This is a genomic window from Celeribacter marinus (assembly GCF_965656515.1).
In the GTDB taxonomy this organism is placed as follows: Bacteria; Pseudomonadota; Alphaproteobacteria; order Rhodobacterales; family Rhodobacteraceae; genus Celeribacter; species Celeribacter marinus_D.
The window spans coordinates 16988-39594 of sequence record NZ_CBFHKW010000002.1 but is presented as its reverse complement, the minus strand read 5'-3'; the positions used below and the strand labels follow the sequence as shown (position 1 = coordinate 39594).

At 57.0% G+C, this 22607-nt stretch carries 24 protein-coding genes; 9 read left to right on the top strand and 15 right to left on the bottom strand.

Annotated features, from left to right (window positions below; all coding sequences use genetic code 11):
* Positions 1-760, top strand: a 760-nt coding sequence (locus tag ACTG34_RS00810) for an ornithine cyclodeaminase (protein WP_439103155.1), incomplete at its 5' end; no start/stop codon positions are given.
* On the opposite strand, the gene oiaX is transcribed toward ACTG34_RS00810, so the two are convergent.
* Both oiaX and ACTG34_RS00800 read right to left on the bottom strand, forming a co-directional pair.
* Positions 761-2020 carry a 3-oxo-isoapionate-4-phosphate decarboxylase OiaX gene (oiaX, locus tag ACTG34_RS00805; RefSeq protein WP_439103154.1) on the bottom strand — a complete coding sequence of 420 codons (1260 nt, stop codon included), beginning with the start codon at positions 2018-2020 and terminating at the stop codon, positions 761-763.
* Between the two features lie 37 nt (positions 2021-2057).
* Positions 2058-3419, bottom strand: coding sequence for a four-carbon acid sugar kinase family protein (locus ACTG34_RS00800; RefSeq protein WP_439103153.1), 1362 nt, complete (start codon positions 3417-3419; stop codon positions 2058-2060).
* Between the two features lie 136 nt (positions 3420-3555).
* Between ACTG34_RS00800 and ACTG34_RS00795 the strand changes: the two genes are divergently transcribed.
* Entirely contained in the window at positions 3556-4383 is an 828-nt protein-coding gene (locus tag ACTG34_RS00795; RefSeq protein WP_439103152.1) for a phosphogluconate dehydrogenase C-terminal domain-containing protein, read from the top strand.
* A 70-nt stretch (positions 4384-4453) separates the two neighbouring features.
* Here ACTG34_RS00795 and ACTG34_RS00790 read toward each other — a convergent pair whose 3' ends face one another.
* Entirely contained in the window at positions 4454-5158 is a 705-nt protein-coding gene (locus ACTG34_RS00790; protein ID WP_439103151.1) for a sugar transferase, read from the bottom strand.
* Positions 5159-5419: 261 nt separating this feature from the next.
* Here ACTG34_RS00790 and modA point away from each other — a divergent pair, with 261 nt between their 5' ends.
* The 4 genes from modA to ACTG34_RS00770 are packed head-to-tail and all read left to right on the top strand — an operon-like array spanning position 5420 to position 8726.
* A complete protein-coding gene (gene modA, locus ACTG34_RS00785) occupies positions 5420-6193 on the top strand; it encodes a molybdate ABC transporter substrate-binding protein (RefSeq protein WP_439103217.1) in 774 nt (257 codons plus the stop codon).
* Positions 6190-6879, top strand: a complete 690-nt coding sequence (modB, locus tag ACTG34_RS00780; protein WP_439103150.1) for a molybdate ABC transporter permease subunit — start codon at positions 6190-6192, stop codon at positions 6877-6879. The genes modA and modB overlap by 4 nt, the downstream gene beginning before the upstream one ends.
* On the top strand, positions 6879-7961 hold the full coding sequence (gene modC, locus ACTG34_RS00775; protein ID WP_439103149.1) for a molybdenum ABC transporter ATP-binding protein: 1083 nt from the start codon (positions 6879-6881) through the stop codon (positions 7959-7961). The genes modB and modC overlap by 1 nt, the downstream gene beginning before the upstream one ends.
* Before the next feature lie 9 nt (positions 7962-7970).
* Complete coding sequence (locus ACTG34_RS00770) at positions 7971-8726, top strand: SDR family NAD(P)-dependent oxidoreductase (RefSeq protein ID WP_439103148.1); 756 nt, start codon at positions 7971-7973, stop codon at positions 8724-8726.
* 9 nt (positions 8727-8735) lie between these two features.
* Here ACTG34_RS00770 and ACTG34_RS00765 read toward each other — a convergent pair whose 3' ends face one another.
* Both ACTG34_RS00765 and ACTG34_RS00760 read right to left on the bottom strand, forming a co-directional pair.
* The gene (locus ACTG34_RS00765; protein ID WP_439103147.1) at positions 8736-9206 is read right to left on the bottom strand and encodes a tRNA (cytidine(34)-2'-O)-methyltransferase; all 471 of its coding nucleotides are present in this window, start codon (positions 9204-9206) and stop codon (positions 8736-8738) included.
* 180 nt (positions 9207-9386) lie between these two features.
* Positions 9387-11576 (bottom strand): NADP-dependent isocitrate dehydrogenase, encoded by a 2190-nt coding sequence (locus ACTG34_RS00760; RefSeq protein ID WP_439103146.1) that lies wholly within the window; start codon positions 11574-11576, stop codon positions 9387-9389.
* A 257-nt stretch (positions 11577-11833) separates the two neighbouring features.
* Between ACTG34_RS00760 and ACTG34_RS00755 the strand changes: the two genes are divergently transcribed.
* Positions 11834-12859: a hypothetical protein gene (locus tag ACTG34_RS00755; RefSeq protein ID WP_439103145.1), complete on the top strand. Its 1026-nt coding sequence runs from the start codon at positions 11834-11836 to the stop codon at positions 12857-12859.
* Here the strand turns inward: ACTG34_RS00755 and tsaD are convergent.
* The 7 genes from tsaD to ACTG34_RS00720 form a co-directional block, all read right to left on the bottom strand.
* Entirely contained in the window at positions 12856-13848 is a 993-nt protein-coding gene (tsaD, locus tag ACTG34_RS00750) for a tRNA (adenosine(37)-N6)-threonylcarbamoyltransferase complex transferase subunit TsaD (protein WP_439103144.1), read from the bottom strand. The two genes, ACTG34_RS00755 and tsaD, sit on opposite strands and share 4 nt — an antisense overlap.
* Positions 13845-14444 (bottom strand): L-threonylcarbamoyladenylate synthase, encoded by a 600-nt coding sequence (locus tag ACTG34_RS00745; RefSeq protein WP_439103142.1) that lies wholly within the window; start codon positions 14442-14444, stop codon positions 13845-13847. The genes tsaD and ACTG34_RS00745 overlap by 4 nt, the downstream gene beginning before the upstream one ends.
* The gene (locus ACTG34_RS00740) at positions 14441-15046 is read right to left on the bottom strand and encodes a hypothetical protein (protein WP_439103141.1); all 606 of its coding nucleotides are present in this window, start codon (positions 15044-15046) and stop codon (positions 14441-14443) included. The genes ACTG34_RS00745 and ACTG34_RS00740 overlap by 4 nt, the downstream gene beginning before the upstream one ends.
* Positions 15043-15513, bottom strand: a complete 471-nt coding sequence (tsaE, locus tag ACTG34_RS00735) for a tRNA (adenosine(37)-N6)-threonylcarbamoyltransferase complex ATPase subunit type 1 TsaE (RefSeq protein WP_439103140.1) — start codon at positions 15511-15513, stop codon at positions 15043-15045. Before tsaE ends, ACTG34_RS00740 begins: the two co-directional genes overlap by 4 nt.
* Positions 15514-15588: 75 nt before the next feature.
* Positions 15589-16320, bottom strand: a complete 732-nt coding sequence (locus tag ACTG34_RS00730; RefSeq protein WP_439103139.1) for an SDR family NAD(P)-dependent oxidoreductase — start codon at positions 16318-16320, stop codon at positions 15589-15591.
* A gap of 3 nt (positions 16321-16323) precedes the next feature.
* Positions 16324-17085, bottom strand: coding sequence for a DUF1365 domain-containing protein (locus tag ACTG34_RS00725; RefSeq protein ID WP_439103138.1), 762 nt, complete (start codon positions 17083-17085; stop codon positions 16324-16326).
* Positions 17082-18380 (bottom strand): NAD(P)/FAD-dependent oxidoreductase, encoded by a 1299-nt coding sequence (locus ACTG34_RS00720; protein WP_439103137.1) that lies wholly within the window; start codon positions 18378-18380, stop codon positions 17082-17084. Before ACTG34_RS00720 ends, ACTG34_RS00725 begins: the two co-directional genes overlap by 4 nt.
* 348 nt (positions 18381-18728) lie before the next feature.
* Here ACTG34_RS00720 and ACTG34_RS00715 point away from each other — a divergent pair, with 348 nt between their 5' ends.
* Both ACTG34_RS00715 and ACTG34_RS00710 read left to right on the top strand, forming a co-directional pair.
* Positions 18729-19244 (top strand): sigma-70 family RNA polymerase sigma factor, encoded by a 516-nt coding sequence (locus ACTG34_RS00715; RefSeq protein ID WP_439103216.1) that lies wholly within the window; start codon positions 18729-18731, stop codon positions 19242-19244.
* A 3-nt stretch (positions 19245-19247) separates the two neighbouring features.
* The gene (locus ACTG34_RS00710) at positions 19248-19883 is read left to right on the top strand and encodes a ChrR family anti-sigma-E factor (protein WP_439103136.1); all 636 of its coding nucleotides are present in this window, start codon (positions 19248-19250) and stop codon (positions 19881-19883) included.
* A gap of 84 nt (positions 19884-19967) precedes the next feature.
* On the opposite strand, the gene dtd is transcribed toward ACTG34_RS00710, so the two are convergent.
* From dtd to ACTG34_RS00695, 3 genes are all read right to left on the bottom strand, one after another.
* The gene (gene dtd, locus ACTG34_RS00705) at positions 19968-20408 is read right to left on the bottom strand and encodes a D-aminoacyl-tRNA deacylase (RefSeq protein ID WP_439103135.1); all 441 of its coding nucleotides are present in this window, start codon (positions 20406-20408) and stop codon (positions 19968-19970) included.
* A complete protein-coding gene (locus ACTG34_RS00700) occupies positions 20405-21328 on the bottom strand; it encodes a carbohydrate kinase family protein (RefSeq protein ID WP_439103134.1) in 924 nt (307 codons plus the stop codon). Before ACTG34_RS00700 ends, dtd begins: the two co-directional genes overlap by 4 nt.
* Before the next feature lie 123 nt (positions 21329-21451).
* Positions 21452-22492 (bottom strand): primosomal protein N' (replication factor Y) - superfamily II helicase, encoded by a 1041-nt coding sequence (locus tag ACTG34_RS00695; protein ID WP_439103133.1) that lies wholly within the window; start codon positions 22490-22492, stop codon positions 21452-21454.
* Positions 22493-22607: the final 115 nt, after the last annotated feature.

Below are 22607 nucleotides of genomic sequence, written 5' to 3'. Positions count from 1 at the left end.
GGCCTCTGTGGACACCGGCTATCCGGTCCTCTTGTCAGAGATGACGATTTTGACGGCCCTGCGCACGGCGGCGACATCGGCCGTTGCAACGAAATACCTTGCACGTAAAGGGTCGCGGACCTTGGCGCTGATCGGCAATGGCGCACAGTCTGAGTTTCAGGCGCTTGGCCTCAAACGGATTTGCGGGATTGATACCGTGCGCCTGTATGACATTGACAGCACCGCCACGCAAAAATGTGCGGCCAACCTTGCGGGATCAGGTCTTACGGTTGTGGCGTGCACCTCACCCGAAGAGGCCATTCAGGGCGCGGATGTCGTCACAACGTGTACGGCCGACAAGCAGTATGCCACGATCCTGACCGACAATATGGTGGGCGCGGGATTGCATATTAACGGCATCGGCGGCGACTGTCCGGGAAAGACCGAAATCCACCGCGATATCTTGCTGCGGTCCGACATTTTCGTGGAATACCCCGAGCAAACCCGCGTCGAAGGCGACATTCAACAACTGGATGCAGACCACCCTGTAAAAGAGTTATGGCAGGTCATCACGGGAGATGTGCAGGGACGCGAAGATGATCGCGCGATCACGTTGTTTGACGGTGTCGGGTTCGCAATCGAAGATTTCTCTGCTCTGAGGTGGCTGCGCGATGCGCTTAAAGGGTCGACCCGCTTTGCCGAGTTGGACATGATCGCCGATCCCGATGATCCGCGTGATTTGTTCGGCATGGTAGAGCGCGAGCGCGTCCGCATGATCTGACTATTGGGGAGTGTCGCCCCATTTGCGCAATGCCGCAGCAAGTTCAGGGTGATCTTTGGCGTAATCGATTAGCGTCTGTCCTGTGCTCGCCGCATCCCATGCCTGACGGATTGCGCGCACGCCTGCGGCCATGCCCATAGGGTGGCCATGAACTCCGCCGCCGGCGAGATACATTAGGTCAAGTGAACCGCCCGTACGTTTGAAGGTGTCGACAGCTTGACCGCCCCATTGGCCCGAACACACCACAGGCAGTGGACAATCGTCGGGCGAAAAAATGGGCGTGGTCACATCTTTGAACGATTGGACAAAGCTGTCGTCTGGTTCCCAATACTTGGCACGAATGCCGTTGATCTGAAACTGGTCGACGCCCAAAAGTCGCCAGATTTTTTGATAGGCGCGAAATTCCATTCCGAGATTGGGGTGACGGGTCAGGATGTCCCATCCATTGCGATGTGCATGTAGGCATAACTCGGAGCGCTTGCGCAAAAAGCTCATGCCGCCGTAACCGATGGAATTTATATTCACCACCGCTGCTGTGCCGCCATGTGCGCGCACAATGTCGTGGTTGCGCATCATGGTGTCGGGATCGGCGGCGGAAATGCCGAACGCATACATAACCCGCTTGCCTGTTTTGTCCTCGTGAGCGTGGATTACGGGCATGATCGCTTTGACGCGCGCCTCAAGAGGCGAATACGCAGGGCTCATCAGTTTTTCGTCGTCCTTGATGAAGTCGACGCCCGCCACGCACAACTGCGCCACGACCTCGGCGGTGGCATCGGGCAGCAACCCGAGCGAGGGCTTTATTATCGACGCGATCATCGGGCCATCCGTGACCCCCATCAAGTCACGCGAACCTTGCATGCCGAACTGTGGGCCGGGGTGACAGGACCATTCGGGCGGTAGGTCAATGTCCATTACCCGCACGCCCGAAAGCCCTTTGACGGCATAGACGCCACCGATTGTGATCGTCACAAGGGCTGCGATGTCGGTGCCAACGGCGTCCATAGGATAGGAGATCACGACGTCCGCGCGGTGATATGGGCCATGGCCATCCGGGTCAGGTATCGCGGGGGTGTCACTATGGGGCAGGGGCGTGATGGAGGCGACCCGCGCGGCGCACCGCGCTCGAACATCCGCCGTTTCATTTGGTAATTCTGTAAAGGTTCCGGTCGATTGATCCGATGCGATTTTCGCGGCGAGCGCAGTGATGTCACCCGATGTCTCGAGACGGTAGGTCACATTGATCTGACGTGCGGACATATATGTGTCTTTCTGTTTTGGTGTCGTGCGTGAGGACTTAACGGGGGCCACCGCCATCGCGGATCCAGCCAAAGAAATCTTCGGATCCCATTTGACCGCCTTTGAGGGCGATTTCCAACCCGTCATGCGGGCTGTCACCGTAGCCTACGCAAAGGGCAGCCCCCGCAATTGTGGGCGCAAGCGCTTTAAGCGCGTCAAGCTTGAGTGCGCGCATTCCGTGGCCGGAGGTGTCGCCCCCCGAGATGACCGCGCGGCGGATATCCGTTTGAGTGAGGATACCGTCAAGTATGGTGCCAAGAGAGGTTCCGATTATTTCATTTGCGATATCGGGCGTGATGGTGGCGCGCGCGAGAGCTTCGCCAAAGGCCGTTACCGCCGGATCATTCGGTCCGGTGGCCGAACAAATCAGCGGGCTTTGTCCCGCGCGGGCGGCTGCAACACCCAGTTTGATCGCGGTCGCTATTTCGTCTGATTGTTCTGTGTCGCTGTGAAGGGCACGCGCGGCGTCAAAGCGGATAATCTCGAAGCCGTTGGCTTTGGCCCATGCGATTTGGCGCGCCGTGGAGGGCGAGACCGAGCCAGAGACGGCGGCGATTTGCGCCACGGGTCCAGCGGATTTAGGGGAGGGGGCGGGCTCAATGAGGCCGATGTTTTGCCAGTGACGTACAAGCGCGTATTCGACGCCTTGCGAACCGGCAACAAATCCGAGGGCCGCGCGGTTATCCCAGATGAGTTTACCTGCCGCTGCTTCGGTGTTGGCATCGATATTGTCGAGCGAAAGAATGCGCGCACCAGCCTGCAAGGTCTGTGTGAGCGCAGGCTCTGGATCGGTCCACATCGCTTCCAAATTGATGAGGGCGCAGGGCAGTGGGGTTTGATGCGCGAGATGTGCCAAAAGGTCTGCTTCGGCCATTGGTGTGACGGGATGGTGCGCCATCACGGGGTGTCGATCAAGGCGGTGTACGCCGTCGAAACTACCCGCGAACAGGGTTCCAAAGGCCTGATATCTGCGCATTTGCGGCGCCGCCGTGAGCAATGGCGCGGCCTTGGCCTGTGTGATGTCGAGGCCGATCTCGATCGCTTTTCCGATACTGCCCGAGGCTGGTGCGCTATCAAAGGTCGAACAGATTTTGTAATGTAAAATTGGTGCACCGAGTGCGTTTAGATAGTCCAATGGCGCGGGTAGATTGGCGTCCATCCAGTCCGGCCCATGCGTGCGCGCGGTGGAGGCAATCCCGATTGCGCGCGCCGACCGAAACCGCGCCATTAGAGCGGGGCTTGGGGTGTCCGAAAACAATACGGCATCAATACCTGCGAACGCGAGCACCTCCATAACTGCCGCCGAGCCTGTGAAATCATCCCCGAACCACGTCATCAATGGGGCATCGGATGGTGTCATGGGGCAGGCTCCTTTGGGGTGCGTGTGCACTCGCGCGTTCATCTTGCGTTGGGACGGATTGACAATCTATTTGAGATATTATCTCATCATACCAGTTAAGCAAGCCAAGACTGGCACAGGTAGGAGAATACATAAGATGACGACGATTGCCCTGTTGGGAGCCGGTGGAAAGATGGGTGTGCGCCTCTCACTAAATCTTGCACAAACCGAATTTAACGTCCGTCACGTCGAGGTCAGCGAGGCGGGGCGTACCCGTCTAAAAGAGGCCGTTGGTGCCGACTGTGTTGAAATGGATGCCGCGCTATCTGGGGCGGACGTGGTTGTCATGGCGGTGCCTGATACGCTCATTGGGAAAGTCGCCAGCGGGATCATCGACAAACTTGATCGGGGTACAATGGTTGTCATTTTGGACGCCGCGGCCCCGTATGCGGGACATCTGCCCGAACGCGAGGATATCACGTATTTCGTGTCCCATCCGTGCCATCCGATGATCTACCACAACGAGGCGACCGAGGCCGCTCGTCTTGACCGGTTCGGCGGTGTGGCGCATCCGCAAGGTGTAGTGAACGCGTTGATGCAGGGACCGGAGGCGCACTATGAGCTTGGTGATCGTATAGCCAAGGCGATCTATGCGCCTGTGCGCCAAACCTACCGCGTGACAGTTGAGCAAATGGCCTACCTTGAGCCTGGCTTGTCCGAAACGGTTTGCGCGTCCTTGTTGATGGTTATGAAACAAGCCATGGACGAGGTCGTGAAAACGGGCGTGTCCGAAGAATGCGCCAAGGATTTCTTGCTCGGTCACATGAACATTTTAGGCGCTGTGATTTTTGGCGTGCAAGAGGGGCAGTTTTCCGATGCATGCAATAAGGCGATTGAATTCGGAATTCCCGCCCTAATGCGCGACGATTGGAAGTCGGTGTTCGAGCGCGATGAAATCATGGCGTCGATCAAGCGGATCACCTGACGCGAGACCACAATATAGAACGCCCCGTGTGTAGATACAGGTGGGGCGTTCTGGTCTGATTTGGCGCGGCCTAGCGGCCAGTTTTAGCAAATACAACGCCCACGGTACGCACGATCAACGAGAGGTCGAGTGCCAGAGACTGGCGAACGCCGTAGTCGTTGTCAAAGCGGGCACGATCGATAAACGTGGTGGCAGAACGCCCTTCGACTTGCCAAATCCCCGTGATGCCCGGACGCATGTCGCGGTAAGCGCGACCACCCGCATTCTCGTACATGGTTTCTTGGTCTGGGGTATAAGGGCGCGGTCCGACAAAGCTCATGTCGCCCGTGATGACGTTCCAAAGCTGTGGTAATTCATCAAGGCTGGTAGCGCGCAAAAAACGGCCCATTTGAGTGATACGAGGATCATTTTCGAGTTTTTGGTAGGTGTGCCATTCGGCGGCAATGTCAGGGTCTTCTGCGCATAGCCGGGCCAAGATCGCATCGGCGTCCAGTTTCATCGTGCGCAGCTTGTAGCACTGAAAGAGGTGTCCATCCTTACCTACACGGAGATGGGCATAGATCGCGGGCTTGCCCTCGATGCGAACAAGCGCCCACAAAATAGCTATCAAAGGTAGAGCTATGGGCGATATCGCCAGCGCAAAAGCGATGTCGAACACGCGTTTGAGTCCACCTGCGTAGATTCGCCATGGTTTGTCCGCATAGGTTGCGCCAAACGTTTTGCGCGCACCTTTGGAAGGTGTTCCTGTCGCGTATGTATCAGCATCTACAAACATATTTGTGTTCGGGCGTCTGCCCGCTCCCTATCTGTCTTGGGATATGTATTGATGGTTTGTTAACCATTTTTGGGACCGAAACGGGGCAAAATTTGGACATGATGGATGACCTAGCGTCACTTGTGGGCGTACGTGACGCGATTGTGCGGTCTGAGATTTCAACGCTTTGCACGGGCGCTTATCCGCTTGATGCCTTGCGCTTTCGTGGTGGCTGCCCATTATGTGCACACGTCCACACCGCCCAATATCCGAAAGCCCATGATGCTGTTTCGCACGTTTCTTATCTCGCTGATTGTCGCCTCCACCCTGTTTGGGGCGCGTATGGCTGCGGCGGCTGATGTCACTGTATTTGCGGCCTCCAGTCTAAAGACAGCGTTGGACGATGTGGCGCGCCAATATGAGGCGCGTACCGGCTTGGATGTGGCGATTTCCTATGCGGGATCATCTGTTCTTGCGCGTCAGATCCAACATGGCGCGCCTGCCGATCTGTTTGTGTCCGCGAATGCAGACTGGATGGATATTTTAGAGGCGGACGGGCTTTTGGTTGAGGGGTCGCGGGTCGACCTTCTTGGCAATGCCTTGGTTTTGGTTGCCCATGATACGGATGCACCCGTGAGCCTGACGGATCCGACCGCTTTAGCCACACGGTTGGGTGAGGGCCATCTCGCCATGGCCTTGGTCGATGCGGTCCCTGCGGGCATGTATGGCAAGGCCGCTTTGATGAACCTCGGTCTTTGGGACAGCGTTCGAGGCCAAGTCGCTCAAAGTGATAATGTGCGTGCCGCATTGGCCCTCGTGGCGTCAGGCGAAGCACCCTACGGGATCGTTTATGCCACCGATGCGCAATCATCGGACAGCGTACATGTCGTGGCGCATTTCCCGCAAATTACGCATCCGCCAATCGTCTACCCCATGGCCGAGATTGCGGGACAGGGCGGCGCGGCAACGCAGAGCTTTCGCGAAACACTCATGGGGGAGACGGCGCGCGCAACGTTCCAATCTCACGGGTTCATTGTCATGGAGCACACCCCGTGATGTGGCTTGGGCCCGAGGAATGGCAGGCAGTCGTGCTGTCTCTCAAAGTTGCGTTCTGGGCGACGACCGTGAGCCTGCCGTTTGGAATAGTCGCGGCATATGCACTATCGCGGTGGGAGTTTGCGGGCAAACAAGTCGTCAACGGATTGATCCATTTGCCGCTGATCCTGCCGCCTGTTGTGACGGGTTATTTACTATTGTTGACCTTTGGAGCGCGAGGGCCGATTGGCGGGCTGTTATCTCAGGTTGGGGTCACGTTTGCCTTTCAGTGGACGGGGGCGGCCCTTGCGGCAGCGGTCATGGCGTTTCCGCTGATGGTGCGTGCCATTCGTTTGTCGATGGACGCGGTCGACATAAAGTTGGAGCAGGCGGCCGCAACATTGGGGGCGTCTCCCTTGCGGGTCTTTGCGACGATCACGCTCCCGCTTGCGGTGCCCGGAATTCTAACCGGTGCGATTTTGGCCTTTGCCAAGGCGATGGGAGAATTTGGCGCGACCATAACCTTTGTTTCCAATATTCCGGGGCAAACGCAAACGCTGCCCTCTGCTGTCTACGCCTTTTTGCAAGCTCCGAACGGTGAGGGCGCAGCGGTGCGCCTCGTCATTATCTCGGTCGTAATCGCGATGGGGGCGCTTGTGCTCTCTGAAATTCTCGCCAAACACATGGCGCGAAAGGTGGGCGGATAATGAGCCTATCGGTCTGTGTAAAACACGCCTTTGACGGGTTTTCGATGGATGTAGATTTTACAGCCCCAAAGGGGATTACCGTCTTGTTCGGGCGCTCTGGTGCGGGAAAGTCGACAATCATTGACGCTGTTGCGGGCCTACAGCGCCCGAACGCTGGACGGATCGTTTTGGACGGGGAGGTTTTGCTTGATACCCGAACAGGCGTTTTGGTGCCGGCACACAAACGGCGCATTGGCTACATTTTTCAAGATGCGCGGTTGTTTCCACATCTCAGCGTGCGCGGGAACCTATCTTATGGTCAACGGCTAAACCGGCGCGCAGATGATGCCGTACAAATGTCGCGGGTGGTCGAGTTGCTGGGGATTGGCGATCTTTTGGCTCGCCGTCCTGCGCGTCTGTCAGGCGGAGAGCGTCAACGTGTGGCAATTGGTCGAGCGCTGTTGTCTCGCCCGCGTCTGTTGCTGGCGGATGAGCCGTTGGCAGCACTTGATGAGGCGCGCAAGGCGGAGATCCTCCCGTACTTCGAGCGGCTGCGTGACGAGGTGGATATTCCGATCCTATATGTAAGCCACGCTCCGACCGAAGTTGCGCGATTGGCCACCACCGTCGTGGCCCTTGAGGGCGGGCGGGTGATCCGTCAGGGCGAGGCCTTGGACGTGTTGTCAGACGCAAGTGTGCTACCCACAGGTGTGCGCGGCGCAGGGGCCGTAATCGAGGCGTGCGTGATCGCACATCATGAGGACGGTTTGAGCGAATTGGATGCAGGCGGCGTACCACTGTTTTTACCACATGTTTCGCGCAATCTTGGCACGATGATGCGGGTTCGCATTGCGGCTCAAGATGTCATTCTATCGCGCGATGTTCCGGTTGGTTTGTCGGCGCTCAACATCATGTCGGGAGAGATTATGGCGGTGAAACGTGGCGATGGTCCCGGAGCGATTGTGTCGCTTAAAACCTCGGCGGGACCAATTCTTGCACGCGTCACACAGCGCTCTGCGGATGCCTTGGGACTGGTCGCGGGCGTCCACTGTCACGCGATCATAAAAACCGTTTCAATCGCGCCCGAAGATGCAGGGTCATAGGATAGAACGATGGATAAAGTTGCAATTCTCACTGGCGGCAGTACCGGTATTGGCGCGCATTTGGTTGGTGCGCTGGTGGCGGATGGCTACCGTGTCGGGTTCTCATATAATAGCTCACAGGTCGCAGCGCGCGATGTCGAGGCGCAGTACGGTGCGGCGGTCTTTGCGGTGAAATGTGACGCAGGTGATGAGGATCAAGTGCATGCGTTTCATCGGGCTGTGGCTGCGCATTTTGGGTCAACGCCTACGGTTCTCGTCAACAATGCGGGCATCCAAACGTGGTCGGCGCTTCTCGATCTCGACGTTGATGATTTCGACCGTGTTATTCGTACCAACTTGCGCGGGGCATTTCTCAACACCCAAACAGCGGCGCGGGCGATGCGCGCGGCGGGTCTAGGGGGCGCGATCATCAACATTGGATCTGGTTGCAATAAAGTGGCGTTTCCAAACCTTGTGGACTACGCGGCCTCAAAAGGCGGAATTGAGCAATTGACCAAAGCTGCGGCATTGGAGCTTGGCCCGCTTGGGATCCGTGTCAATTGCGTGGCTCCAGGTGCGATTGCCAATGAACGCACGGCGGCGGAGGCAGACGGGTACGCGGAAAAATGGGCGGCCCTCACCCCGTTGCGCCGTGTTGGTGAGGCGTCAGACATCGCAGGACCGGTGGTTTTTTTGGCCTCGCAAGCGGCGGGATTTGTGACGGGTCAAACGCTGTATGTCGATGGCGGTGTCTTCGCCTGCGCGCCGTGGCCCGCCTACGCGTAACCTCGTCTATTAGCTCAGGTAGGGTCGCATGGCTTGGTAAATGACAGTGGTCGCGACATTGGCAAGGTTCAATGAGCGGACAAGGGGATTGCGCATCGGTAAATGGAATATACGATCATCAAGCCCCTCCAGTATGGGCAGGGGCAGGCCCTTTGATTCACAGCCGAACACCAAATACGCATCGGGTTGATAGTCTGGTGTGTAAAAACTTTGCGCACCGGTTTCCTCAAAGAAATAGAGACTGTCACGCGGTGGTTTGCGCACATCCAAAAAGTGTTGCCAGCTGTCATATTCGCTTAGGTGAACGTGCTTCCAATAATCTGTGCCCGCGCGTTTGACGGACTTCTCATCCAGGGAAAACCCTAAAGGCTTGATCAGGATCAGTTCCAGATTGAGGGAGACACAGGTCCGTCCGATCGCGCCCGTATTCCACGGAATTTCGGGCGTGACCAAGACCAGTTTCATGCGTGGATCAGACATAGGGTATGTGGCTTTCCAAATCACGGACGCAACGAATGTGCGTGTTCGCGGTCCTCCTAACCCACCTTAACGGTCCTTCACAACGCCAAGTTTGGCGCGCGCAGGGTGTGGGCGATGGTGCAGAATGTAAAAAAGGGCGCCCGTAGGCGCCCTTCGGGTCTCGATAAAGGCGTAGGTCGCTTAGCCGATAATAGCGTTTAGCGTTGCAGATGGACGCATGATCGACGCCACTTTGGCGGGGTCGGCGTGGTAGTAGCCGCCCAAATCCGCAGGGGAGCCTTCGGCGACTTGCAACTCGTCGAGGATTGCGGCCTCGCCGTCGACCAATTGTTTGGCGATGGGCGCAAAGTGAGCGGCCAAATCGGCGTCATCCGTTTGTGCGGCCAATGCCTCGGCCCAGTAGCGAGCAAACCAGTAGTGCGACGAGCGGTTGTCATTCTGGCCGACTTTGCGCTCGGGCGATTTGCCCTCAAGCAAGAGCTTTTGTGTCGCCACTTCGACAGCTGCGCCCAACACGGCGGCCTTGGGGCGGTCTTTGGTTGCGGCGAGGAAGTTGTAGCTTTCGCCAAGCGCACAGAACTCGCCAAGGCTGTCCCAACGCAGGTGGTTTTCCTCTTCGAGCTGTTGGACATGCTTGGGCGCAGAGCCACCGGCACCTGTCTCGAACAACCCGCCACCGTTCATCAGTTTGACGATCGACAGCATTTTGGCGGATGTGCCAAGTTCGAGGATCGGGAACAGATCGGTAAGGTAGTCGCGTAGCACGTTGCCCGTGATGGTCACAACATCGTTGCCGGCGCGCATTTCAACCCATGTGTAACGGGTCGCTTCGCGTGGGGCCATGATCGGAATGTCTTTACCTGCCGCTTTGAGCGCGGGGGCGACGTATTTGATCAGTTCGGCATCGTGCGCACGGTTGGCATCAAGCCAGAATGCGCCAGTCCCAACAACGTCGAAACGCTCGATGCCCGTTTTGATCCAGTCGAGGATCGGGGCCTTTTTGGCGGTACACGCCCGCCAGATGTCGCCCGCCTCAACGCTGTGCGAATGGAACACATCGCCATTGTCCAGAACGATCTCGATTTTGCCATCTGCGGCAGCCTGGAACGTGGTGGGGTGCGAGCCGTACTCTTCGGCCTTTTGCGCCATCAGGCCAACGTTGGACACCGCGCCACAGGTGGTCACGTCCAGTGTGCCGGTCTCTTTGAAATACTCGACGGTTTCGTCGTAGACGCCCGCGTAGCAATTGTCGGGGATGCAGCATTTGGTGTCGGCGGCCTTGCCGTCCGGACCCCAACCGATGCCGCCCGCTTTGATCACGGCGGGCATAGACGCGTCGATGATCACATCCGACGAGACGTGCAGGTTGGTGATGCCTTTGTCGCTGTCGACCATGTAGAGTGGTGGTTTGGCGGCCAATGCGGCTTTCAAATCGGCTTCCATTTCGGCATTGCCCGCGATCAGGTCTTCGAGGGCGCCAAGACCGGAGTTCGGGTTGAAATCGAGTTTGTCGCCGTGTTTCGCGAGGAAGTCCTCAATGTAGACAGAGACGAAGTGGCCGAACAGGATCGGGTCGGAGACCTTCATCATCGTGGCTTTGAGGTGGACCGAAAACAACACCCCCGGCTCCATGCTTGCCACTTCGGCTTTCACAAAGTCGCGCAAGGCTTTGGCGGAGAGGTATGTCGCGTCGACGATCTCGCCCTCGCCATAGGACAACCCGTCTTTGAGAACGGTTTGTGTGCCATCGGTAGCGGTAAAGACGATCTTTGCGCCGCCGACCTGTGCACCCGTGATGGTCGCGGCTTTCTCATTTGCAAAGAAGTCATTGCCCGACATGGAGGCCACGGTTGTTTTGCTGTCAGCGGTCCATTTTCCCATGCGGTGTGGGTTGGCTTTTGCGTATTCTTTAACGGCCTTGGCGGAGCGGCGATCCGAGTTGCCTTCGCGCAAAACGGGGTTCACAGCGGAGCCTTTGACGGTGTCGTATTTTGCCCGCACGGCTTTTTCGGCGTCCGTTTGGGGATCGGCAGGGTAGTTGGGGATCGCGTAGCCTTGGCTCTGCAATTCCGCAATGGCATCTTCAAGCTGTGGCACGGAGGCCGACACGTTCGGCAATTTGATGACGTTGGCATCGGGTGTTTTCACCAATTCACCAAGTGCCGCCAAATCGTCGGAGACCCGTTGCTCGGCGGTCAATTCATCGGGAAACAACGACAGGATGCGCGCGGCCAAAGAGATGTCGCGGGTTTCGACATTGACACCTGCGGCCGTAGAGAAGGCTGTAATGATCGGCAAGAGCGAGCCACGGGCCAGTTCGGGGGCTTCGTCAACAATGGTGTAGATGATGTCGGGGGTCTCTTGGGCCATTTGGGTCTCCACATGTGCGGGTTGCTGCGCATGCGCCTTCGGGCAACACGCGTTTGAGAGATCGCGTAGCTCAAGGCGCGTGCAAAGTCAATGTATCCCGATGTATACAATGCGCCAATGTGCGCGCATGCCGCATCTTCGCGTTGCGTGTCTGCTATGACGTATGCCTCGTGCCGAGTAGCGCCTAGGCGTCACAGTTGTGTCATGCGCGAGAGTGATTTAGACCTAAGCTAAGCAGGGTCAAAGGCGCAGATGGTATGAGTAAAAAACTGACAATCCATGTGGGTATGGGAAAAACGGGCACATCCGCACTTCAGCAATTTTTGTTGAAGGAAACAGGGTTTCTAAAACGCTCTGGTATTCATTATCTGGGCCGCTTTTTGGAGCACATTGACGGGTTTGAGGGGCTAACGGGTCCCGGTGAGTTGAATACGCCGGCGGCACTGGCGGTGGGGCTGGCCGAACTCGAAACCTTTGCCGCGACAAGCGAGGCAACCCATTTCATCCTGTCCAACGAGGTGTTGGCCCAAGCGCGCAACGCGCAAGATACCAGTGCAGTTATCGGCGCTTACGCCAAAGAAACCGAAGTGTTCAGTGAGGTTGAGATTGTGTTGGTGTTTCGGCGCCAAGATGAATGGATTGAAAGCGCCTATCGCCAATGGGGCCTCAAACACAAACTGCACACGGGGTTCTCAACCAAAACACCTCAAGAGTTCGTGGACGAAAGCGCACATCATCTCGATTACGCGGCGATCTATGATCTATGGTCGAACGCGGCGCCCACAAGCGTGCATTCCTATGACGATATTCGGGACGTTGATGGAATTGTGCAATATTTTTGCACCTACTGGGGGCTGCGCCATCCCGATAGGTTCGATGAGTACAAGTCGGTGCATGGCTCGCTTGGGCCATCCCAAGCTCATTTTGTGGCGCTTTATAATCGTGGACATGAGGAAAAAGTGCGCGATTACGATATGCGCCGCGTGATGCGGATGTACAATATTCCGGAACTCTCCGCGCCTGATAGTGCCACCATGCCACTTGAAATACGCCAATCCGTCTTGGTCAGGTATGCGCCAACAAACACAGATCTGGCCCGCGCGCTCGGTCGGGACCGCTTGTTCCATGAGCGCCCAGTGGGCAAACCATCCCAGTATAACAACCGTGTCGAGGATGCATTGACATACCTCGCAGTCATTTCACGCGAACAGGCCGAAGAAATCCAACGCCTACGCCACCGCCTCAACGCGTTGGAAAAGCTTCTGGGCAAGCGCGACGGTTAGGGCGTCTCAAGGCTCAGGTTCGGTTTGGGCATCAGGTCAGGCTTAACACCGCGTTCCACATAGTCCCACGCGGCCATCGCGATCATCGCGGCGTTGTCCGTGGCCCATTTCACGGGCGGCAGGCTCAATGTCACGCCGTAGCGTTCAACCAATGCACTCATGGTCTCCCGTAACTGTTCCGAGGCTGCGACCCCGCCCACAATCACCAATGACTTTGGTGCGCATTCTTTGAGGGCGCGTTCCGCTTTGGCGGCCAGCACATCCATGCAGGCGGCAACGAATGACGCTGACATGTCGTCGACACTGACGTCTGGGTGGGTTTCGACATGACGCGCGACCGATGACTTTAGCCCGGAAAATGAAAACTCGTAGGCGTCATTTTTCATCGGGCGCGGGAGGCGCAACACGGGCGTGCCACGGGCGGCGGCGCGGTCAATCGCGGGGCCGCCAGGCATACCAAGGCCGAGCGTGCGGGCGACCTTATCGTAACATTCACCGACACTGTCGTCGCGGGTTGTGCCAAGCAGGCGGTAGGACCATTCGTTTTCAAGAAAGGCGATAAGGGTGTGTCCGCCCGAAACGAGCATGACCACGGCCGGAAATTCCGTGATCCCTCCCTCAAGGGCCGCAGAGCGAATATGACCGCGTAAATGGTTGATGCCGTACGCCGGAACACCCCATCCCATTGACAACGCCTCGGCCGTTGACAGTCCGACCAAAAGCGAGCCGATCAGGCCGGGTCCACGGGTCACGGCGATAGCTTCGAGATCATTAGGTGTGGTCGCGGCGTCCGTCATAACGGTTTGAATTGTTGGCAATATCGCATGTAGGTGCGCACGGGACGCCAGTTCGGGGTAGACGCCGCCAAAGGCCTCGTGAATGTCGTATTGCGAAACGGTTTTGATGGCTGCAACCGCGCCGGATCGATCAACGAGGGCCACCGATGTGTCGTCGCACGATGTCTCAATTCCAAGGATCAATTTGCTCATTGCTCGGTCTCCATGAGGGCCATGATCTGAGCGGTTGAGACGGCCCCGACCCGGATGAATTCGGGCGGCCAAACGCGGCAATTCACGATTGTAGAGGGCGCGCCAGCGTGGCCTGTGCCGTCGACAACCATGGATGGTGTCGCGGTGAGTTGAGCACTGGCGTCTTGGGCTGTGTGGGGTGTGTCGCACCCTGAACGGTTGGCTGAGGTCACAAGCAGTGGCCCTGTTTCGCGCAACACCGCGCGCAACCTGTCGTCATTGGGGATGCGCACGGCGATCTCGTCGCGCCCCGATAACCACGTCGGGATGTCAGGGCCAAGTTCCATGACCAGTGTGATCGCTCCCGGAACGAACGCCGAGGCAATAAGACGCTTAGCGCTCTTCGTAAGGTCTGCGCCCAGAGCCTCGATTTGATCAGCGTCAGCGACCATTACCGGAAGGTTTTTTTCGCGTGGCCGATCTTTGAGCGCATAGAGCTGCGCCACACTTGCGTCAAACTGGGGTGAGACAGCGAGGCCAAGCACGGTATCGGTCGGCAGTAGAACGACACCGCCGCCCTTGAGGCAATCCGCGATTTCAATCACAGAGGGCGTCACGTGAGAACCTCCACGATCGGATAGGCGCGGGCCTGTGGCGCGGGCGCGGGTTTGGACCGTGCGACTGTGAGCATGGTTTGTAGATCCGCTTCATTCCTTATCGGTGCGTCGTAGCCGTCAAAAGACACGTTCCCCGCAAGATTGAATTTGTGCAAGGATGTGATGATGTTTTGCACCTCATCGCGCGTTATATGTTCGTATCGTGCAAGTTCTCCATTTTGATAGAGACCGAAATGCACATAAGGTCGCGCGGCTTTGCGAACAATGACAACGGGTGCCTTGTCCGTTGCCAACTGCGCCCCAAGCATTTCAAACGCAGGGATGGCACAAACAGGCAGGCCAAGCGCAAAGCCAAGAGCATTGGCAAATGATGCGCCTGTGCGTGTCACGCCCATGCCCCCAGGGCCAATGTCGACAGTGATCTCGGTTAAATCAGACAAATCGGCGCCCAACGCCGCTAGTCCCGCCTCCAAAATCGCACGGTAGTCGCGTGAGCCGTCCCATTCGGGCAGGGTAGAGCTGTCGAACACGATCTCATCTGTGCGCGCGAGGCCGAGCATAGGAACGCCGTTGGATGTTTGAATGAGGAGCATCAAACTCATTGCGTGGCCTCCAAGTCAGTGAGCACATCCACCCATCGGGCATCTTGCGCCGATAGCGTTATACTGCGCGCGGTGTCTTGCGGTCCAAATCCGATATGAATGGACAGAGGTGCGTCAAAAAAGCCGTCGATCCGCTCGCCCCATTCAATCACGCTCACGCCTGTCTCGAAATACTCGTCAAGGCCGAGGTGGTAGAACTCTTGCGCGTCTTTGAGGCGGTAGGCGTCTACGTGCAGGATCGGAAAATTGGGACCATCATAGATATTGGCGATGGTATAGGTGGGAGACGTCACGTCCTCATCACAGCCCATCGCGCGAATTAAGGCGCGGGTTAAAAACGTCTTGCCAGCTGCCAATGACCCGTCGAGAAGCACTGCATCGCCAATGCGCAAATGTGCCGCAAGGCGGGTGGCCAGAGCAATCGTGCCTTGCTCGTCGCCAACTGTAAGGGTTGTGGTCCGCGTCACGGGGCTATTTCCATCGGATAACTTCTAGCCCAAGGCTTTAGGCGAAAGTCCGACCAACGTCCATATACCTGCCGATTATCCAAACAGGCGATTGAACAGCCGGCGCGGCAAAAAACGTCCAAGGGTGAACAAAAGGGAAAAGGGGCGTGGAAACGCGGTTTCAAACCGTCCTTTGTCAATTGCTTGCATGACATGGCGCGCGGCGGCATCCGGCTGCATGAGTTGCGGCATTTTGAAATCGTTCTTTTGTGTGAGGCGCGTGTCGATAAAGCCGGGGTTGGCCATTTGAACGCTGACGCCCGTGCCCTTGAGATCGATCAACAGGTTCTCCGCCAGATGCATCAATGCCGCTTTAGACGCACCATAACCAATGGCATCGGGCAAGCCACGATATCCCGAGAGAGATCCGATCAACATGATGTGCCCGTCGCCACGTTTCACAAAGGCGGGGACGACATGCGATAAAACGCGGGCCGCACCGGTAAAGTTGGTCTCAATCATCATCTCGACGGCATCCGCATCCCAATCGCGGGCTGGCATCGGTTCATATGCGCCAACACAGTAGATGACACCGTCCGCGTCTTTTGCGCTGTCCCATGCCGCCATCACCGAGTCTTTGCTTGTGACATCAACGGGCACAATCGTAGCGGCAGATATGCTGCTTGCCACCTGTGCGAGTTTGTCCGTGGAACGGGCCGATAAGATGACATGTGCGCCACGTGCATCCATTTCATTGGCAAGAGCGCGGCCCAAGCCCTCGGATGCACCGATGAGCCACCATGTTTTGTTCTTAAACGGATCTGACATGATTTAGATCTCTTCTGATTTGGTGAGGTCCGTGGCGGGTGCGGGCGGCTGGCGGCGGTAGACCGCTCCTTTGAGTTTGAGGATCAGCGCTTGCCAGTGGATAAGAACAATAGTGCGAAACGCGCCTAGCGGACGGCGCGCATAGCCGCGCAAGATCCCAACATTGGTTAGTGGTTTGCGCGGGCCGCTTAAGGTCGCAATCACACCCTCAGCGCCATTCTCGTGCAAAATGCGCACAGCGATCTTGTCGGGGCGAATGTCAAAGTTGAAATGATACAGGCCCTCAACCGTCTGAAAGGGCGAGACATGTAGGTGCTTTGTCGCCGTGATGCGAATATCTTTTGTGATAGCTGCACGATTTGGCGCGGTGCACAGGTAGGAGTGTCGGTCGCCAAACGGGGTTGAGACCTCGGCGATCACCGCGATGAGGTCAGGCCCGCGCCAGCCAAGCCAAAAGCTAACAGGATTAAAGACATAGCCCATAAATCGAGGTTGCGTCAAAAGCTCCAGACGCAGATCGTCCAGTCCCTCGGCTGCGAAAATCTCGCGGGCCCATACGGTGCCGCGCCCGTGTTTTACGGGGCCACCGTGATCGCGGTCATGCACAGAGGCGAGGTTAAAGCGATTGCGTGAAAACAACCGCGGCCCGCGCGTGCTATCAGGATCGATCAGTACATAGTCGACGCCATAGCGAAAGGCATTGGCGATGGACCCGCGCCGCGCATGAACCGTCTGGCCGGCGATATGATCGGGGTACGCGCTCACTGTGCCGCGACAGGCAATTCTGCCTGTGCTTTTAGGCCATTTGCGACCTGTACGGCGGAATGAAACCCGTCCTCATGAAAGCCGTGGCGTAGATACGCGCCGGCAAACCACGTACGATTGTCACCCTGAATCTCTGAAATCTCGCGTTGGGCATTGAGGGCGGCGGTGTCAAAGACGGGGTGATGGAACGTGGCTTCGTCGTATATCATGTCTTGCGGCACCTCGTGGGCGGGGTTGAGGCTCACGAATAAGGGATCGTCTTGCGGGATAGATTGCAAGCGGTTCATCCAGTACGTCACGCCCAAACGTGTCGCCTCTTTGTCTGTGTCGGCCTTATAGACCCAGCTTGACCAACAGGCCTTGCGCTTTGGCATTTGCGATGTGTCGCGATGCAAAATCACGGTGTTGGGTTGATAGCGCAGGTTTCCAAGGGCGTGGGCCTCTTGGGGTGTTCTGACCGCCAACATGGCAAGGGCTTGATCAGAGTGGCATGCAAAAACCACTTGGTCAAAGCTGTCTGCGGGACGGTTGGTTGCATTTATCGTGACGCTTTCATCGGTTCGCGTGACGTTTTGCACAGGGGCACCGAGGTGAAAGGTGACGCCCTTGGCGCGTAAATGCGCCTCAAGGCGTCGGACGTATTCAATAGAGCCGCCTTTGACAGTCCACCATTGGTGCTGTCCGGTGGCCGACAACAGCGCGTGGTTGCGAAAAAAGCGCAACAAAGATGCGGCAGGGTAGGCGGAGATATCTTGAACCGAGGTTGACCAGATCGCGCCACATATTGGCATCAGATAATGGTCACGGAACTCTTGTCCCAATCCCATCTGCGCAATCAATTCGCCGATGGTGGTTGTCTCATTGTCCACATGTGCCTCGGCTTTGGCGTTAAATTTCAAGATGTCGCGCACCATCCGCAAAAAAGCGGGGCGCGCGATATTGCGGCGCTGACCGAACAGCGCGTTTAGATCATTGAGGCCGTATTCGATCCGCCCGCCGTCAATGCTCGCGCCAAACGACATATCCGAGGGAATGACAGGCACATCGAGATCGGCGAACATCGCCGTAAGATGCGGGTAGTTGACATAGTTGTAAACGATAAACCCCGTATCTACGGGCTGATCCCCACGCAGTCCGGCCATGATCGTTCTGGCATGACCGCCAAGACGGCTCTCGGCCTCATACACGGTAATATCATGCGTATCAGCAAGCAGGTAGGCGGTGGCCAGTCCGGAGATGCCCGAGCCGATAATTGCGATACGAGGACGAGGCAGCGGCAGGGCGTCAAAGGACATAGGTACTCTCAGTTTTCAGGTCAGTTGTTATCATTACGCAGCACAGTGGGTTGCGGATCATTCATAGGGCATTTCATGCCGACCGCATCCGCTTTTGTAGTCACGCGGCTTTTTGAAAAAAATGTTCACAAAAATGATCCACCTCTCGACGCGGCCCGTAAGACAGATATGCTGACCCATGAACATCATATTTCGCACTCCTTTCCACCCGCTCTTTTAGGGGGATGTTTTGTGATACCACCTCAAGGGGAGGCCCACGTGCCAGACACGGAGCCAAAAGACACGGAGCTAAAAGCGACAAAGCCAGAAATCGCGGAGCAACAAGCGTATTCCGAACAAACGCAATGGATGCTTGCTGTGCGTGATCGTCGTGATCGCGCGGCGTTTTGTGCGCTGTTTGACTATTTTGCGCCGCGGATGCGCGGGATGATGATGAAGTCGGGCATGTCGTCGGCGGTCGCTGATGACATTGTCCAAGATGCTATGTTGTCCGTGTGGCGTAAATCGGCAAGTTTCAATCCGGAGCGTGCGGATGTGGCGGGGTGGATTTTCCAGATCGCTCGCAACCGCCAGATTGATATCATCCGCAAAGAACGCCGTCCGGTGCCTGAGGAATTGGCAACGCCAGAGACCACCGGCGAGCACGCCGAACAGGTCGTGGCGATGGAACAAGAGACGGCCAAATTACGGGCTGCATTGGCTACGTTAAAGCCAGAGCAGCGTGAATTGGTTGAAAAAGCCTATCTTGGGGAGCTGACGCATTCCGAGATTCAAGTGGAGACGGGACTGCCGCTGGGCACGATCAAATCCCGTATTCGCCTCGGCCTTGAACGGTTGCGGCATGAACTGAAAGGAGCGCGATAACCGATGAGCGGCATTCGTCACCATATCTCCGAGGGGCTCTTGGCCTCTTATGTCGCGGGCTCGCTGCCCAAGCCGTTTTCATTGGTCGTGGCGGCGCATGTGTCGCTGTGCGAAACCTGTCGTGCCTCTATCTCGGCTCATGAGGCCGTGGGCGGTGCTATCCTTGATGATTTCGAGCCGATTGATGTTGGCGATGCACTCCGCGATCGCGTATTGGCACAGCTAAATGATGAGGTTTCACCTGAGCCGGTGTATAAGGCGCGCGGACCATTTCCTGCGCCTGTTGTTGAGGCATTGGCTGGCAAAGAACCAAAATGGCGCTCACTAGGACCGGGGGCAAAGCAGTGCATCTTGTCCGATGACGCCCAAGGTTCGCTGAGGCTGTTGAGCATCGAGCCGGGTATGGAAATGCCGGATCACGGTCATGGCGGTTTGGAGATGACTCTTGTGCTTCAAGGGGCATTTACGGATGAGACGGGCCGGTTTGGGCGCGGCGACTGCGAAGTGGCCAATGACGACCTTGAGCACACCCCGATTGCGGCGGCGGGCGAGGTTTGTATTTGTCTGGCCGCAACGGATGCGCCGCTCAAATTCAACTCGATCTTGCCGCGTTTGTTTCAGCCGTTTTTCCGTATTTAACGCGCCGACACATAGATTTAAAAACGCCGTCCAATAGGTTTGGGCGGCGTTTTATGTTGGGGGATGACCCTGCGCGCGGAGGTGTCAGTCCTGTGTGTCGAGCCAAATCGTTATGGGACCGTCATTGATGAGGGACACTTTCATATCCGCGCCAAAAATGCCGGTCTCACTGGGCACACCTTGGGTGCGCAGCTGTTCGGTAAAGCGTTGGTAAAGCTTGTCGCCGACATCGGGCGGAGCGGCCGCCGAAAAGCCAGGGCGGTTGCCTTTGGTCTGCGCGGCTAAGGTGAATTGGCTCACGACAAGAGCTCTGCCGTCAATGTCGCGAACACTCAGGTTCATTTTGCCAGCATCGTCCTGGAATATGCGCAGCTTTGCGATTTTCGCGGCCAACTTGTCTGCGTCCTCGGTGGTGTCGTCGCGCATTGCGCATACGAGAACCAAAAGGCCCGCGCCGCATTGACCGACGACGTCGCCATCGACGCGAACAGCCGCCTCGCTGACCCGTTGAACGAGTGCCCTCAAAGTTCTGATTTCCAAGGTGGATTTGCACCCGCGCGCGATACGGTAATGGCGGCGGCTTGTGCCCCAAGCGAAAGGGCGGCGCGGATTGTGTCCTCATCCAAATCCGCAACCGCGTCTTTGGTCAACTTTCCTGCGGCGTCCAAAGAGGCCAAAAGCCCCGCATTGAAGGTGTCGCCTGCGCCAACCGTGTCGACCACATCCACCTTGTTGGCTTTCACCTGTACGACTTTACCCGTAGATGTAAATCCGCGCACGCCCTCGCTGCCTTCGGTCAGGCAAACGAGTTTTGGGCCTTTGGTCAAAAGCGTTTGAATGTGGTCGTCAATCGTACCCGCGCCCATCAGCCAGATCAGATCCTCGTCCGATACTTTGACGATATCTGCGAGCGCCAGCATATGTTCGATGCGCGCACGATACCGGCCTTCATCGGTGATAAATCCAGGGCGAATGTTCGGATCGATCATTGTCACGCGTGTCGGGGCGGCCTGTGCAAACAGGGCTTCATAGACGGCACCACATGGCTCAACCGGTAGTGAGATTCCACCGCAAAAGACTGCGTTGATCGTGTCGGGCAAGACAGGCAAATCATCTTGCGACAGCATCCGTCCCGCCGTGTTCTCGTCGTAGAACGCATAGGTCGCATGACCGTCGACCAGTTTGACAAAGGCCACTGTGCAGGGGCGATCTGAGGTCACGGACAAAGTGGCATCGACGCGGCTCTCAGAAAGTTTGGATTTGAGCAGATCCCCAAAAAAGTCGCTCGAAAACCCCGAGAAAAAGCCTGCTGGCGCACCAAGTCTGCCCAATGCGATTGCGGTATTGAACACCGCTCCACCTGCATAAGGAGCATAGGCATCTTCGCCTTGCGTGGTCTTACGCGGTAGCATGTCGATTAGGGCTTCGCCTGCACACAAGATCATATCGGTCTCCTTATTGATTTGGCCTTCGTTTTAGGTCTGTTACCGCTACCAAAGCAAGCAGTTCTTGGGCAATCACTCGCCGCGCGAGCAGTTGCTCACGCGCGACGCGATTGGAAATGATCCCTATGAGGGCTGATTGATAGCTATAAGATATCCGATGGCTCCCGCAAGCAGCGCCACGCCCAATGCCGCAAAGGTGACCTTCCATGCTGAGTAGGGTCGTTCCCCACGCACCCGCCCTGTGCGCCCGTTGACAACAAAGCGATAGGTTTTCCCACGATATTTGTACGCAGCGATCCAGACCGGCAGCAAAACATGTTTGAACGTCACATCGCGCACTTTGGTTTGCACATCGTGCACGCGTTGGCGGTCTCCGCCAATATCAAACCGGATATCGCGCAGAATGACGCGGTTCATGTGGTCGCGCGCCGCCACAAATCCTTCGTCGAGGGTGACGGAATACGCCTCGGCCCGAAATCCTGCGAGATAGTCCGGCACATAGGGCTGCATCTCGGAAAGATCCCACGGCTCTAACCCTTGTGTGTATTTTTGCGGCAATGCGTGCGATGCTAAGACCAAGATGTCATCAAAAAAGCGCGCGACATGGCCAGAGCGCGGTTTCCATCGTGTCTTTCCCTCGCGCATCGTTTTGGTTTTTCCGTTGTGGTTGATCTTGTGGGTCACATAGTAATCATCGCCGCGCTCGCCTCGGTACTGTGTGGCGGTATCAGCGTCAAAGGTCCAATATGGCACATAAATACCGTCCATCTTGCGCCCTTTACGCGCGTAGGCTTGTAACCCGTTTGGGGCAAGCCAAAGCCGCCCCAACCAATCCGACATCGCGTCATGAGCTTGGGTTTCGGCCAAGGCGAACGGCAAAAGACCGCGCGGCTTGATGTGTCGGTGAGCACCGGTATCGGCAACCACGGGCGTAGCGCAGTAGGGGCACTGTTTGGCATGAAGAGTTTCGCTGAACTCGACACGGGCTCCGCAGTTGGGGCATTCGGAGACGCGCGTCTCCACCATGTCGGGGTGCGAGACTGCGGATGCGAGGGCATCTTGATAGTCCAATTCGCGCACCTCTAGCGCGTGCTGTGTGTCGAGAGCCGCCTGTACCCCGCAGTGATCGCAGGCAAGTCGGCCAAGCTCTGGTGCAAATCGCATGTCTGCGCCACATGTGCCGCATGGGAACCGGTAATCTTGACCGACGGGCGTTAAATCATGTGTAGTGGTCCCGCGTCTCATCGAAGAATCCCGTTGTTTTATACAGTGTTAAGAT

Coding starts and splice junctions, on each gene's coding strand:
- ACTG34_RS00695 (WP_439103133.1), bottom strand. CDS start 22,492: ATGCGATTTGCACCAGAGCTTGGCCGACTTGCCTGCGATCACTGCGGG.
- ACTG34_RS00700 (WP_439103134.1), bottom strand. CDS start 21,328: ATGATCTTGTGTGCAGGCGAAGCCCTAATCGACATGCTACCGCGTAAG.
- modA (WP_439103217.1), top strand. CDS start 5,420: ATGCTGTTTCGCACGTTTCTTATCTCGCTGATTGTCGCCTCCACCCTG.
- modC (WP_439103149.1), top strand. CDS start 6,879: ATGAGCCTATCGGTCTGTGTAAAACACGCCTTTGACGGGTTTTCGATG.
- ACTG34_RS00755 (WP_439103145.1), top strand. CDS start 11,834: ATGAGTAAAAAACTGACAATCCATGTGGGTATGGGAAAAACGGGCACA.
- ACTG34_RS00765 (WP_439103147.1), bottom strand. CDS start 9,206: ATGTCTGATCCACGCATGAAACTGGTCTTGGTCACGCCCGAAATTCCG.
- tsaD (WP_439103144.1), bottom strand. CDS start 13,848: ATGAGCAAATTGATCCTTGGAATTGAGACATCGTGCGACGACACATCG.
- ACTG34_RS00790 (WP_439103151.1), bottom strand. CDS start 5,158: ATGTTTGTAGATGCTGATACATACGCGACAGGAACACCTTCCAAAGGT.
- ACTG34_RS00720 (WP_439103137.1), bottom strand. CDS start 18,380: ATGTCCTTTGACGCCCTGCCGCTGCCTCGTCCTCGTATCGCAATTATC.
- ACTG34_RS00795 (WP_439103152.1), top strand. CDS start 3,556: ATGACGACGATTGCCCTGTTGGGAGCCGGTGGAAAGATGGGTGTGCGC.
- ACTG34_RS00710 (WP_439103136.1), top strand. CDS start 19,248: ATGAGCGGCATTCGTCACCATATCTCCGAGGGGCTCTTGGCCTCTTAT.
- ACTG34_RS00740 (WP_439103141.1), bottom strand. CDS start 15,046: ATGAGTTTGATGCTCCTCATTCAAACATCCAACGGCGTTCCTATGCTC.
- oiaX (WP_439103154.1), bottom strand. CDS start 2,020: ATGTCCGCACGTCAGATCAATGTGACCTACCGTCTCGAGACATCGGGT.
- ACTG34_RS00715 (WP_439103216.1), top strand. CDS start 18,729: ATGCTTGCTGTGCGTGATCGTCGTGATCGCGCGGCGTTTTGTGCGCTG.
- ACTG34_RS00800 (WP_439103153.1), bottom strand. CDS start 3,419: ATGACACCATCCGATGCCCCATTGATGACGTGGTTCGGGGATGATTTC.
- ACTG34_RS00730 (WP_439103139.1), bottom strand. CDS start 16,320: ATGTCAGATCCGTTTAAGAACAAAACATGGTGGCTCATCGGTGCATCC.
- ACTG34_RS00770 (WP_439103148.1), top strand. CDS start 7,971: ATGGATAAAGTTGCAATTCTCACTGGCGGCAGTACCGGTATTGGCGCG.
- ACTG34_RS00760 (WP_439103146.1), bottom strand. CDS start 11,576: ATGGCCCAAGAGACCCCCGACATCATCTACACCATTGTTGACGAAGCC.